This is a genomic window from Pseudomonas sp. BF-R-26 (genome assembly GCF_019947395.1).
GTDB lineage: Bacteria > Pseudomonadota > Gammaproteobacteria > Pseudomonadales > Pseudomonadaceae > Aquipseudomonas > Aquipseudomonas farris.
This window is the reverse complement of record NZ_JAGYGK010000001.1, coordinates 419,156-432,796: the sequence shown is the minus strand read 5'-3', so window position 1 is coordinate 432,796 and position 13,641 is coordinate 419,156. Positions and strand designations below refer to the sequence as shown.

The 13,641-nt window shown below is 60.3% G+C and carries 12 protein-coding genes; 7 read left to right on the top strand and 5 right to left on the bottom strand.

Going from position 1 to position 13,641, the window contains the following annotated elements; all coding sequences use genetic code 11:
- Positions 1-110 precede the first annotated feature (110 nt).
- The 5 genes from KGB18_RS02035 (at position 111) to ppx (ending at position 4,708) form a co-directional block, all read left to right on the top strand.
- On the top strand, positions 111-896 hold the full coding sequence (locus tag KGB18_RS02035) for a transporter substrate-binding domain-containing protein (RefSeq protein ID WP_223569320.1): 786 nt from the start codon (positions 111-113) through the stop codon (positions 894-896).
- A 22-nt stretch (positions 897-918) separates the two neighbouring features.
- Positions 919-1,590 (top strand): amino acid ABC transporter permease, encoded by a 672-nt coding sequence (locus tag KGB18_RS02030; RefSeq protein WP_008076077.1) that lies wholly within the window; start codon positions 919-921, stop codon positions 1,588-1,590.
- Positions 1,587-2,237, top strand: a complete 651-nt coding sequence (locus tag KGB18_RS02025; protein ID WP_008012514.1) for an amino acid ABC transporter permease — start codon at positions 1,587-1,589, stop codon at positions 2,235-2,237. Before KGB18_RS02030 ends, KGB18_RS02025 begins: the two co-directional genes overlap by 4 nt.
- Entirely contained in the window at positions 2,224-2,961 is a 738-nt protein-coding gene (locus KGB18_RS02020) for an amino acid ABC transporter ATP-binding protein (protein ID WP_008076079.1), read from the top strand. The genes KGB18_RS02025 and KGB18_RS02020 overlap by 14 nt, the downstream gene beginning before the upstream one ends.
- Positions 2,962-3,205: 244 nt before the next feature.
- Positions 3,206-4,708, top strand: a complete 1,503-nt coding sequence (gene ppx / locus KGB18_RS02015; protein WP_123720277.1) for an exopolyphosphatase — start codon at positions 3,206-3,208, stop codon at positions 4,706-4,708.
- A 192-nt stretch (positions 4,709-4,900) separates the two neighbouring features.
- On the opposite strand, the gene ppk1 is transcribed toward ppx, so the two are convergent.
- A complete protein-coding gene (gene ppk1, locus KGB18_RS02010; RefSeq protein WP_038980823.1) occupies positions 4,901-7,123 on the bottom strand; it encodes a polyphosphate kinase 1 in 2,223 nt (740 codons plus the stop codon).
- Positions 7,124-7,141: 18 nt separating this feature from the next.
- On the bottom strand, positions 7,142-8,155 hold the full coding sequence (gene hemB / locus KGB18_RS02005; RefSeq protein ID WP_007899362.1) for a porphobilinogen synthase: 1,014 nt from the start codon (positions 8,153-8,155) through the stop codon (positions 7,142-7,144).
- 207 nt (positions 8,156-8,362) lie between these two features.
- Here hemB and KGB18_RS02000 point away from each other — a divergent pair, with 207 nt between their 5' ends.
- Entirely contained in the window at positions 8,363-8,995 is a 633-nt protein-coding gene (locus KGB18_RS02000; protein ID WP_123720276.1) for a DedA family protein, read from the top strand.
- Here KGB18_RS02000 and KGB18_RS01995 read toward each other — a convergent pair.
- A complete protein-coding gene (locus KGB18_RS01995) occupies positions 8,976-10,211 on the bottom strand; it encodes a sterol desaturase family protein (RefSeq protein ID WP_223569319.1) in 1,236 nt (411 codons plus the stop codon). The genes KGB18_RS02000 and KGB18_RS01995 overlap by 20 nt on opposite strands.
- 114 nt (positions 10,212-10,325) lie before the next feature.
- Here KGB18_RS01995 and elbB point away from each other — a divergent pair, with 114 nt between their 5' ends.
- Positions 10,326-10,994 carry an isoprenoid biosynthesis glyoxalase ElbB gene (gene elbB, locus KGB18_RS01990; protein WP_123720274.1) on the top strand — a complete coding sequence of 223 codons (669 nt, stop codon included), beginning with the start codon at positions 10,326-10,328 and terminating at the stop codon, positions 10,992-10,994.
- Positions 10,995-11,109: 115 nt separating this feature from the next.
- Here the strand turns inward: elbB and KGB18_RS01985 are convergent, their stop codons facing one another.
- Both KGB18_RS01985 and KGB18_RS01980 read right to left on the bottom strand, forming a co-directional pair.
- Entirely contained in the window at positions 11,110-11,565 is a 456-nt protein-coding gene (locus KGB18_RS01985; RefSeq protein ID WP_123720273.1) for a YaiI/YqxD family protein, read from the bottom strand.
- Positions 11,566-11,672: 107 nt separating this feature from the next.
- A complete protein-coding gene (locus tag KGB18_RS01980; protein WP_123720272.1) occupies positions 11,673-13,571 on the bottom strand; it encodes an FTR1 family protein in 1,899 nt (632 codons plus the stop codon).
- Between the last annotated feature and the right edge of the window lie 70 nt (positions 13,572-13,641).

Below are 13,641 nucleotides of genomic sequence, written 5' to 3'. Positions count from 1 at the left end.
CCGAACGACACCAGCAAAACCGTGGCCTGCGCCCCCCAAAACCTAATCTTGGCATGGCCCGTGCTCTGTCGATCCGCAGAAATCACTTCCCGCCGATCCGGAGATTTGCCATGACCCAGCGTTACAGCGTCCTCCTCGCAGCCCTGTTTGCCAGCCTGATGCTGAGCCAGGCACCCGCCCACGCCGACGGTCTGGAGGACGTGGTCAAACGCGGAACCCTCAAAGTTGCCGTGCCCCAGGACTTCCCGCCATTCGGCTCGGTCGGCCCGGACATGAAACCTCGCGGCTTGGACATCGACACCGCCAAACTGCTGGCCGACCAACTCAAGGTCAAACTCGAGCTGACCCCGGTCAACAGCACCAACCGCATTCCGTTCCTGACCACCGGCAAAGTCGATTTGGTGATTTCCAGCCTCGGCAAGAACCCTGAGCGCGAAAAAGTCATCGACTTCTCCCGTGCCTACGCACCGTTCTACCTCGCCGTGTTCGGCCCTCCAGACGCCGCCATCAAGGGCCTGGACGATCTCAAGGGCAAAACCATCAGCGTCACCCGTGGCGCCATTGAAGACATCGAGTTGACCAAAGTCGCTCCCGAAGGCGCGACCATCAAACGCTTCGAAGACAACAACTCGACCATCGCCGCCTACCTCGCCGGCCAGGTCGACCTGATCGCCAGTGGCAACGTGGTGATGGTAGCGATCAGCGAGAAAAACCCGAAACGCGTGCCGGCCCTGAAAGTGAAGCTCAAGGATTCGCCGGTTTACGTTGGCGTGAACAAGAACGAGCCGGCGCTGCTGGGCAAGGTCAACGACATCCTCACCACGGCCAAAGCTGACGGGGCGCTGGAAAAGAATTTGCAAACCTGGCTGAAAGAGCCGCTGCCGGCCGATCTCTGATCGTTCGCGCGGGAGACGATTTATGGCTTATCAGTTCGATTTCTTGCCGGTGGTGGAAAACACCGACCTGCTGCTGCGCGGTGCGCTGTTCACCCTTGAGTTGACGGCCATTGGCGCGGTGCTCGGGGTCGGCCTGGGCATCGTCGGGGCACTGGTGCGGGCGTGGAACATCCGCCCGTTCGCCGGCATTTTCGGGGTTTACGTCGAGTTGATCCGCAACACGCCATTCCTGGTGCAGTTGTTTTTCATCTTCTTCGGCTTGCCGTCGCTGGGCCTGCAGATTTCCGAATGGCAGGCGGCGGTACTGGCGATGGTGATCAACCTCGGCGCCTATTCGACCGAGATCATCCGCGCCGGCATTCAAGCGATCCCTCGCGGGCAGCTGGAAGCCGCAGCCGCCCTGGCGATGACGCGCTTCGAAGCCTTCCGTCACGTGGTTCTGTTGCCGGCGCTGGGCAAGGTCTGGCCGGCCCTGAGCAGCCAGATCATCATCGTGATGCTCGGCTCGGCGGTCTGCTCGCAGATCGCCACCGAAGAGCTGAGCTTCGCCGCCAACTTCATTCAATCGCGCAACTTCCGCGCCTTTGAAACCTATGCCCTGACCACACTGATCTACCTGTGCATGGCGCTGCTGATCCGCCAATTGCTGAACTGGATCGGCCGGCGCTACATAGCAAGGAGCAGCAGCCAATGAGCGATTTCACCTTCTGGGACATCCTGCGCAACCTGCTCACGGGCCTGCAATGGACCCTGGCATTGTCGCTGGTGGCGTTTATCGGCGGTGGGCTGATCGGTTTGCTGATCATGGTGATGCGGATTTCAAAAAAATCCCTGCCCAGCAACTTCGCCCGCACCTACATCGAACTGTTCCAGGGCACGCCGCTATTGATGCAGCTGTTTCTGGTGTTCTTCGGTGTGGCGTTGGCCGGGGTAGAAATTTCACCGTGGATGGCCGCGGCGATTGCCTTGACGCTGTTCACCAGCGCCTATCTGGCGGAGATCTGGCGCGGTTGTGTCGACTCGATCCCCAACGGCCAGTGGGAAGCCTCGTCGAGTCTGGCGCTCAATCCGCTGGAGCAATTGCGTTACGTGATCCTGCCGCAAGCCCTGCGCATCGCCGTGGCGCCGACCGTGGGCTTCTCGGTGCAAGTGGTCAAAGGCACCGCAGTCACCTCAATCATCGGCTTTACCGAACTGACCAAGACCGGCGGCATGCTCGCCAACGCGACCTTCGAGCCCTTCATGGTCTACGGCCTGGTGGCGCTCGGTTACTTCCTGCTCTGCTACCCCTTGTCCCTCAGTGCGCGCTACCTGGAAAGGAGACTGCATGCCTCTGCTTAGAATTTCCGCCCTGCATAAATATTACGGCGATCACCATGTGCTCAAAGGCATCGACCTGAGTGTCGACGAAGGCCAGGTGGTGGCGATCATCGGCCGCAGCGGCTCGGGCAAATCCACCTTGTTGCGCACCCTCAATGGTCTGGAATCGATCAATGACGGCGTGATCGAAGTCGACGGCGAATACCTCGACGCCGCCCGCGCCGACCTGCGCAGCCTGCGGCAGAAAGTCGGGATGGTGTTCCAGCAGTTCAATCTGTTCCCGCACCTGACTGTGGGCGAAAACGTCATGCTTGCGCCGCAAGTGGTGCAGAAAGTGCCGAAAGCCAAAGCCGCCGAACTGGCGCGGCAGATGCTGGAACGGGTCGGGCTGGGAGAGAAGTTTGATGCGTTCCCGGATCGACTGTCTGGCGGCCAGCAACAGCGGGTGGCGATTGCTCGTGCCTTGGCGATGTCGCCGAAAGTCTTGCTATGCGACGAGATCACCTCGGCGCTGGATCCGGAACTGGTGAACGAAGTGCTGAGCGTGGTCCGGCAATTGGCCAAGGAGGGCATGACGCTGATCATGGTCACCCATGAAATGCGCTTTGCCCGCGAGGTTGGGGACAAATTGGTGTTCATGCACCACGGCAAGGTGCATGAGGTGGGGGATCCGAAGGTGTTGTTTGCCAACCCGCAGACGGCGGAGCTGGCGAATTTCATTGGGACGGTGGAAGCGGCAGGCTGAAGGATATTTAGTGCCTTTGAGGCCGCCTTCGCGGGCAAGCCCGCTCCCACAGGGTTCTCTGTTGGAACGCGATCATGTGTTCGACGCAAAAACTTGTGGGAGCGGGCTTGCCCGCGAAGAGGCCATCTGCAACGCCACGAATGCCCCCGTGGTAAAAGATCGCAGCCTTCGACAGCTCCTACGCGTTGGCGGCAGCGTTTGATCGTGGCAGGATGTCGAGGTTATCGACCGAGACCCCCTGACCATGCCGCAATCCCAAGCCAAGAATCTGTCCCTGATCGCCGCAATCGACCTGGGCTCCAACAGCTTTCACATGGTCGTGGCCAAGGCCCAGAACGGCGAAATCCGGATTCTCGAACGTCTCGGGGAGAAGGTTCAGCTGGCCGCCGGCATCGACGAAGAACGTCAACTCAGCGAAGAATCCATGCAGCGCGGGCTCGATTGCCTGAAGCGTTTCGCCCAACTGATCAGCGGTATGCCGCCCGGCACCGTGCGGATCGTCGGCACCAACGCCCTGCGCGAAGCCCGTAACCGCGCCGAATTCATCCGTCGCGCCGAAGAAATTCTTGGCCATCCGGTAGAAGTGATCTCCGGCCGTGAAGAAGCTCGCCTGATTTACCTCGGCGTCTCCCACACCCTCGCCGACACGCCGGGCAAGCGCCTGGTGGCCGACATCGGCGGCGGCAGTACTGAATTCATCATCGGCCAGCGCTTCGAACCGCTGCTGCGCGAAAGCCTGCAAATGGGCTGCGTCAGCTTCACCCAGCGCTATTTCAAGGATGGCAAGATCACCCCGGCCCGCTACGCCCAAGCGTACACTGCGGCGCGGCTGGAGATCATGAGCATCGAACACGCCCTGCACCGCCTGACCTGGGATGAAGCCATCGGCTCCTCGGGCACCATTCGCGCCATTGGCCTGGCGCTGAAGGCTGGCGGGCATGGCACTGGTGAAGTGAATGCCGAAGGCTTGGCCTGGCTCAAGCGCAAGTTGTTCAAACTCGGCGATATCGAGAAAATCGATTTCGAAGGTATCAAGCCCGACCGCCGGGCGATCTTCCCCGCCGGGTTGGCGATTCTCGAAGCGATCTTCGACTCCCTCGAACTGCAACGCATGGATCACTGTGAAGGTGCCCTGCGCGAAGGCGTGCTCTATGACCTGCTGGGCCGTCATCATCATGAAGACGTCCGTGAGCGCACGCTCAGCTCGCTGATGGAGCGTTACCACGTCGACCTGGAACAAGCCGTACGAGTCGAACGCAAGGCACTGCACGCCTTCGATCAAGTGGCTGAAGACTGGGATCTGAACGACGGCGTCTGGCGCGAATTGCTGGGCTGGGCGGCCAAGGTCCATGAAGTGGGCCTGGACATCGCCCACTATCAGTACCACAAGCACGGCGCCTACCTGATCGAGCACTCGGACCTCGCCGGATTCTCCCGCGAAGACCAGCAAATGCTCGCGCTGCTGGTGCGTGGCCACCGACGCAACATTCCCAAAGACAAGTTCGCCGACTTCGGTGACGACGGCATCAAGCTGATTCGTCTGTGCGTGCTGCTGCGCTTTGCGATTCTGTTCCATCACATCCGCGGTACCCAGGAGATGCCACAAGTGGTGCTGCACGCCAATGGCGACAGCCTGGATGTGTTATTCCCGGAGCACTGGCTGGACGACAACCAGTTGACCCAGGCCGACTTCGCCCTGGAAGCGGAGTGGCTGACCCGCGTCAGCTTCGTGCTGAACGTCCGTTAATCACGCAATACCCTGTAGGAGCTGCCGCAGGCTGCGATCTTTTGATCTTGCTTTTCAGTAGCCCAGAAAAGATCAAGATCAAAAGATCGCAGCCTTTGGCAGCTCCTACACGGAACAGGTTCGGCATAAACGTCAGGTGAAAACAAAAATGGCGATCCGCAGGGATCGCCATTTTTTTACGCTACGTCGAGGTTAACGTACGGCCAGAATCGGGCTCCCCAAACGCTCAAGCAAGGTTGCCTGGGCACTGCGCGGGTTCTGGTTGCCGGTCGGCGTGTTGCGGATGTAGCGACCGTCCGCCTGCAGGCTCCAGCTGTGAGTGTTATCGGTCAGATAAAGCTCCAGCTCTTTCTTGACCCGCAAAATCAGCTTCTTGCCCTCGACCGGGAAGCAAGTCTCGACGCGCTTGTCGAGGTTGCGCTCCATCCAGTCGGCACTGGACAGGAACATCTGCTCTTCGCCGCCGTTGAGGAAGTAGAAGACCCGGGTGTGTTCCAGGAAGCGACCGATGATCGAGCGCACGTGGATGTTGTGGGAAACGCCGGCAATGCCCGGGCGCAGGCAGCACATGCCGCGCACCACCAGATCGATACGCACTCCGGACTGACTGGCCTTGTACAACGCGCGGATGACCTTCGGATCGGTCAGCGAGTTGAACTTGGCGATGATGTGCGCCGGTTTGCCGTCGAGGGCGAACTGCGTCTCCCGGGCAATCATGTCGAGCATGCCCTTCTTCAACGTGAACGGCGCATGCAGCAGTTTCTTCATGCGCAGGGTTTTACCCATGCCGATCAACTGGCTGAACAGTTTGCCGACGTCTTCGCACAAGGCGTCGTCGGAGGTCAGCAGGCTGTAGTCGGTGTACAGACGGGCGTTGGCTGCGTGGTAGTTGCCGGTACCCAAGTGGGCGTAGCGGACAATTTCGCCAGCCTCGCGGCGCAAAATCAGCATCATCTTGGCGTGGGTCTTGAAGCCGACCACGCCGTAAATCACTACCGCACCGGCCGCTTGCAGACGGCTGGCCAGCTGCAGGTTGGATTCTTCGTCGAACCGCGCGCGCAATTCGATTACCGCAGTCACTTCCTTGCCGTTACGCGCAGCGTCCACCAGCGCATCGACAATCTCGGAGTTGGCACCGCTGCGATACAACGTCTGACGAACCGCCAACACGTGCGGGTCCTTGGCCGCCTGGCGCAGCAAGTCGACCACCGGGGTGAATGATTCGAACGGGTGCAGCAGCAGGATGTCCTGCTTGCTGATCACGCTGAAAATGTTCTCGCTGTTTTGCAGCAGTTTCGGGATCTGCGGGGTGAACGGCGTATATTGCAGCTCCGGATGACTGTCCAGACCGGTGATGCTGAACAGCCGGGTCAGGTTGACCGGGCCGTTGACCTGATACAGCTCGGTCTCGTGCAGGTTGAACTGCTTGAGCAGGTAATCGGACAAGTGTTTCGGGCAGGTGTCGGCCACTTCCAGCCGCACCGCGTCACCGTAGCGACGGGAGAACAACTCGCCGCGCAGGGCGCGGGCCAGGTCTTCTACATCTTCGGTGTCGACCGAGAGGTCGGCGTTACGGGTCAAACGGAACTGGTAGCAGCCCTTGACCTTCATGCCCTGGAACAGGTCATCGGCGTGGGCGTGGATCATCGACGACAAGAACACGTAGTTGTCGCCGGGGCCACCGACTTCTTCCGGCACTTTGATGATCCGCGGCAGCAGACGCGGTGCCGGGATAATCGCCAGACCGGAGTCGCGACCGAAGGCGTCAATGCCCTCGAGCTCGACGATGAAGTTCAGGCTTTTGTTCACCAGCAACGGAAACGGGTGCGTCGGGTCGAGGCCGATCGGGGTGATGATCGGTGCGATCTCGTCGCGGAAATAACGACGAACCCAGGTCTTGAGCTTGGTGGTCCAGTAGCGACGACGGATGAAGCGGACCTGATGTTTTTCCAGTTCCGGCAACAGAATGTCGTTGAGGATCGCGTATTGGCGATCGACGTGGCCGTGCACCAGCTCGCTGATGCGGGCCAAAGCTTGATGCGGCTGCAAGCCATCGGCGCCAGCCTGTTCACGGGCGAAGGTGATCTGCTTCTTCAGGCCGGCCACACGAATCTCGAAGAACTCGTCCAGGTTGCTGGAGAAAATCAGCAGAAACTTCAGCCGCTCCAGCAATGGGTAGGACTCATCCAGCGCCTGTTCCAGCACGCGGATGTTGAACTGCAGTTGCGAGAGCTCACGATGGATGTACAGGCTGCTGTCATCCAGGCCGGGAATGGCAATCGCTGGCGCCGCAACAACGGGCTCGGCCACCACCGCGGGTGGAGCAGGCTCCAGCTCCGGCGGGGTTTCGGCGATTTGCTCCACCACAGGTTGAGCGTCTTTTACGGCAACTTCAGTGAGTCCTTCGGTATTCATCGAATGTTCCTGGGAGGGCTATTTTTGCTCTCGTAACAATTGAGCAGCACGGACGGCAAAGTAAGTCAGGATGCCATCAGCGCCTGCACGTTTAAAAGCGGTCAGGGATTCGAGGATAACCCCTTCGCTCAACCAGCCATTCTGGATCGCCGCCATGTGCATGGCGTATTCGCCGCTGACCTGATAGACGAAGGTCGGCACTTTGAATTCTTCTTTGACCCGGTAAAGGATATCCAGATACGGCATGCCTGGCTTGACCATGACCATGTCCGCGCCTTCTGACAAGTCCGCCGCCACTTCGTGCAGGGCTTCGTTGCTGTTGGCCGGGTCCATCTGATAGGAGGCCTTGTTGGCCTTGCCCAGGTTCAGCGCCGACCCCACCGCATCGCGGAACGGGCCGTAATAGGCGCTGGCGTATTTGGCCGAGTAAGCCATGATCCGCACGTTGACGTGATCGGCCAGCTCCAGCGCTTCGCGGATTGCCTGGATGCGACCGTCCATCATGTCTGACGGGGCCACTACCTGAGCGCCGGCTTCGGCGTGGGACAGGGCCTGTTTCACCAGTGCGTCGACGGTAATGTCGTTCTGCACGTAGCCTTCTTCGTCGAGAATGCCGTCTTGACCGTGGGTGGTGAACGGGTCCAGAGCGACGTCGGTGATCACACCCAACTCCGGGAACCGGTCACGCAGGGCTCGAGTGGCACGCTGGGCGATGCCGTTGGGGTTCCAGGCTTCGGCGGCGTCCAGGGATTTGAGCTCCGGTGGCGTCACCGGAAACAATGCCAGCGCCGGAATCCCCAGCTCGACCCACTTGGCCGCTTCTTCAAGCAACAAATCGATGGTCAGGCGTTCGACGCCTGGCATCGAGGCCACCGCTTCGCGACGGTTTTCACCGTCCAGCACGAACACCGGCAAGATCAGATCGTCGACGGTCAACACGTTTTCACGGACCAGTCGACGCGAGAAATCATCACGACGGTTGCGACGCAGGCGGGTTGCAGGAAACAAACGGTTGGCGGGGGTAAAGCTCACGGCAGACTCCTGAGCCCGCGCAGACGGGCGAGCGTGACAGTTATAAGCGGCCATTATGACGAACACATGACAGTTGTGTGCACCCTGTGACACGTAGCCGCATTCCATTGTCCTTGTAGGAAATGTTCACGTCGAGACACATTTGGACACTTTCATGAATGTGCACGAAGGGTTAGGCTGCGCGTTCATTTCGCCAGCACCCAGACAATGCTCCAACAATTTCTGCATGACTTCGGCTACTTTGCCCTTTTTCTCGGCACGTTTTTCGAAGGCGAAACCATTCTCGTGCTCGCGGGCTTCCTTGCGTTCCGCGGATACATGGACATCAACCTGGTGGTGGTCGTGGCGTTCTTCGGCAGTTATGCCGGCGATCAGCTGTGGTACTTCCTGGGGCGCAAGCACGGGCGCAAATTGCTGGCCCGCAAACCGCGCTGGCAACTGATGGGCGATCGGGCGCTGGAACATATTCGCAAGCACCCGGACATCTGGGTGCTGAGCTTCCGTTTTGTCTACGGGTTGCGCACCGTAATGCCGGTGGCGATCGGTCTGTCGGGCTATCCGCCGGGACGTTACCTGCTGCTCAACGGGATTGGCGCAGCGATCTGGGCCACTGCGCTTGCCGCAGCCTCTTATCACTTCGGCGCGGTACTCGAAGGCATGCTTGGCAGTATCAAGAAGTACGAGCTATGGGTGCTGGGCGCTCTGCTGGTACTGGGCGTTGGCCTGTGGCTGCGGCGGCGCTTCAAGAATGCCCGTCTGGCGAAGAAGATCTATGCCGACGAGCAAGCGTTGAAAGCAGAACAAGCCAAGTCCAGCGAACCTACGACGCCCATCGAGTGAAGCGGTTTCTACAACAGTAGAGACCGATTCCGCTGAGCAGGCTGTAACTGAGCAGCCCCACCCAGCCCACCGCGCTGCCCGGCCATAGCCCGACCATTGGCGCCAGCCACACCAGCGGCAGGTTCGACGCCAGCCGCGACAGCTCCAGCTTCAATGCCTGCGGGCGATTTTCCAGGGCCACGCCCAACACAAACAGCCCCCATCCCACAGCCCCCCAGCCCAACACCAGGGCCGACGTCGGCAGGCTCTGTTCCAGGTTCATCAAGTAACTGCCCAAGGCGATGTAGGCGCAGAACTGCAGCGCCACATACCACTGTTGGCGCCCATCCAGCGGCACCTCGAATTTGCGGAACTGGCTCAGGTCCGGTTTGTTCATCGGGTATTTGGCCACCACATCCGCCGGCCGCCAACCGGTGCGCATGAACCAGATCCGCAGCTTGTCCCACCCGCTTTCGGCGCGCCGGGCGTCATCCCACAGCTGCACATAGAACTGCACGTTCGCCCACAACGGATTCCAGCTCGCCAGCGGTGTGGTCACGCCGAAAATCACCGGTTCGTTGTCGTCCTCTTCCTGGAACGAGCCGAATAGACGGTCCCAAATAATGAACACCCCGCCGTAGTTGCGATCCATGTAAAGAGCGTTCTGTGCATGGTGAGCCCGATGATTGGACGGCGTGACGAAGAACCACTCGAACCAGCCAAGCTTGGGAATGTGCCGGGTATGCACCCAGAATTGGTACAGCAGATTCAGCGCCGCAACGCTGACAAACACCAGCAGCGGCACGCCGAGCACGGCCATGGGCAGGTAGAAAATCCAGCTCAGCAGAAACCCGGTGCTGGTCTGGCGCAAGGCCGTGGAGAGGTTGTAATCCTCGCTCTGATGATGCACCGAGTGGGCGGCCCAGAGGATGTTGCGTTCGTGGCCCATGCGGTGCAGCCAGTAGTAGCAGAAGTCGTAGAAGACGAAGGCAAACACCCAGACCCAGACGCTGTCGGCCGACAGCTCAATCACGGCCAGATGCTTCAGGGCGAAGGCATAAGTCACTAGGCCGACGCCTTTGGTCAACAGGCCCGTGGTAGTCGACAGCACGCCGGTGCTGACGCTGTTGATCGCGTCTGCCACGCGGTAATTGCTCACCCCGCGCCAACGGTCGGCCAGCAACTCGACCGCAATCAGCACAAAGAAAAACGGCACCGCATACAGAATGAAGTCCATGACGCGCCCTGATCAGAATCGTTCAGCAGAGATTAGGTGTAGCCGCGCATTAACCCTATGGCAACGAGTGACAAATTAGTGGACATTTAACGCCATGAATCTGGAGAAAAGCCCATGAGCAAAAAAATTGCAGTGATCCTTTCCGGCTGCGGCGTGTACGACGGCGCCGAGATCCACGAAAGCGTGATCACCCTGCTGCGGCTGGACCAGCGCGGCGCCCAGGTGCAGTGTTTCGCACCCAATATCGCGCAATTGCATGTGATCAACCACCTGACCGGCGAAGAAATGCCCGAGGCGCGCAACGTGCTGGTGGAATCGGCACGGATCGCCCGGGGCAACATCAAGGATATACGTGACGCCAGCGTCGAAGACTTCGATGCGCTGATTGTTCCTGGCGGATTCGGCTCGGCCAAGAACCTGTCGAACTTTGCCGTCGAAGGCGCCGGATGCAGCGTTCAGCCTGACGTCCTGGCGTTGACCGAAGCGTTCGCCGAGGCCGGTAAACCGGTGGGGCTGATCTGCATCTCGCCGGCCCTGGCGGCCAAGATCTACGGTCCGGGTGTGACCTGCACCATCGGCAACGATGCCGATACCGCCGCCGCGATGAACAAAATGGGCGCCACCCACACCGAGTGCGCAGTGACCGACATCGTCGAAGACAAGGCGCGCAAGCTGGTGAGCACTCCGGCGTACATGCTGGCGCAATCGATCAGCGAGGCTGCTTCCGGCATCAACAAACTGGTCGACCGAGTACTGGAACTGACCCACGAAAACGACGAGTAACACTGTTCAATGTGGGAGCGGGCTTGCTCGCGAAGACTGACTGACATTCAACATTGATGTTGGCTGATACACCGCTTTCGCGAGCAAGCCCGCTCCACAGGGTTCAATGCATGGCTTAAGATTTGCGCGACAACCGCGTAAGTATCCGGTCCAGCGCATTGGCGAACGCCTGCTTCTCACGGTCGCCAAACGGTGCCGGTCCGCCGCTCATCTGACCCTGCTCGCGCAGATCGGTGAACAGGTTACGCACCGCCAGCCGATCGCCCATGTTCTGCGCATCAAACTCCTTGCCCCGTGGATCCAGCGCCGCAACGCCCTTCTTCACTAGCCGGTCCGCCAGGGGCACATCGCTGCAAATCACCAGTTCACCTGGCAGCGCGTGTTCCACCAGGTAATCGTCGGCGGCATCCGGGCCGCTGGGCACCACAATCAGCTTCACCAGGGCGAGGCCCGGTTTGATCTGCGGCTGACCGGCCACCAGCACCACTTCGAACTGGCGCTTGAGGGCGAATTTCACCACCAGATCCTTGGCTGCCCGAGGGCAAGCGTCGGCATCGATCCACACGCGCATAGTGTTTTCCTCTGTTGAAAAGCATCGCGGGCAAGCCCGCTCCCACAAGGTTAGCGCTGAACCTGTGGGAGCGGGCTTGCCCGCGATTGTGAGCGCAGCGAATGCTTTTAAGAAACCGGCAGACGCCGCTTCTCGGCCATCCGGCTACGGCTGTACAACACAATGATCGCAATGATCGCCACGGCCTGAGCACTCAGCGAATACGCATCAGCGTGGATCCCCAGCCAGTCGAAGTCAAAGAACGGCACCGGCCGCGTGCCGAAGATCCCGGCTTCCTGCAACGCCTTCACGCCATGGCCGGCAAACACCACCGACAATGCGCACAGCAGCCCGGCATTGATGCCGAAGAACAACGCCAGCGGCAGTTTCGCCGAGCCGCGCAGAATCACCCAGGCCAGACCGATCAGCAATACCAGCGCCGTTGTCCCGCCCGCCATTACGGCGTTGTGCCCTGCCGGCCCGGCCTGCAACCACAGGGTTTCATAAAACAGGATCACTTCGAACAGCTCGCGATACACCGAGAAGAACGCCAGGATCGCAAACCCGAAACGCCCGCCGCCACTCACCAGGCTGCTCTTGATGTAATCCTGCCAGGCCGCTGCGTGGCGACGGTCGTGCATCCACACCCCGAGCCAGAGCACCATGACACTGGCAAACAACGCCGTAGCGCCTTCCAGCAACTCACGCTGGGCACCGCTGACGTCGATCACATACGCCGCCACCGCCCAAGTCGCCAGCCCGGCCAGTAGCGCCAGGCCCCAACCGATGTTGACGCTGCGCACCGCCGATTGCTGACCGGTGTTGCGCAGGAACGCGAGGATCGCCGCGAGCACCAGAATCGCCTCCAGACCTTCTCGCAACAGAATCAACAGGCCGGAAATGTAGCTCAGCGACCAGCTCAAGCCATCGCTGCCGAGCAGGCCAGCGGACTCTTTCAATTTAGCCTTGGCCGCCTCCAGACGCTGCTCGGCCTGGGCCACCGGCAAACCGTCCTGCAACGATTGACGGTAAGCCATCAGAGACTTCTCGGTGTCTTTGCGCACGTTGGCGTTGACGTTGTCCAGAGAGCTTTCGACCAGCTCGAAGCCTTCCAGGTACGCGGCCACCGACAGGTCGTAGGCCTGATCGTGATCGCCGGCGCGGTAGGCGGCGATGCTCTTGTCCAAGGTGGCCGCCGTGTAATCCAGCAACTGCCCCGGGCCACGCTTGACCTGTGGCGGTTGCGCCCGTTGCGCGCGGAAGGTCGCGGCCGCTTGCGGACCTTCAGCGGCCTGCACTTCGGCTGGCGTCTGACGTGCCAGGTCGGCGATGTTGTAGGTTTTCTCGGATTTTGCCGCGGCCGGATCGGCGCTGAAGCTAGCGATATAGGTCGCCAGGTCCCAACGCTGACGATCATCCAGTTGATCGGCGAAGGCCGGCATGTCGGTGCCTTCGACGCCCATACCCAGCGTGTTGTAGATCGCATAGAGGCTCAGACGGTCCAGTCGCACGGCATCGCGCAGATTGGCCGGCGGTGGCGTCATGCCGACACCCGCCGGGCCGTCACCGGCGCCCGCATCGCCATGGCACACCGAGCATTGCTGGGTATACAGCGGCGCGCCGCGAGTCGGGTCTGGAGTGATGACCGGAGCCTGGCTGACCTCATAGGTCACCGCCAGTTTTGCCCCAAGCTGCCGCGCCTGACGGGCGACGTCTGCGCCATCTTTGCGAGCGGCGATTGCAGCGCCAAGACTACCGACGCCCTGCTCCAGCTCTGCGCGTTCGGGTTTGGCCGGCAAATCGGCGATCAAACCTTGCAGCACCTTGAGGAATTCCTGCTGTTCGCGGTATTCAGACTCATCGATGACTTTGCCCGCCTCGACCGTCGCCGGGTAATCAGCGCCAATGTAATCGAGCAAATGCAGGGCCTTTGGCGCACCTTCCGCGGTTTCGGCCAGCGCATTGAAGCTGCAAAACGCGATCACCGGCAGCAGGAGCCACGCCAGAAAACGAGAGGAGGCAATCATGAATAAATCTCAAATGGAAATACGAAGTAACACATTGTTCACTCCCAATGAGTTTCACTCAAGCTTTGTT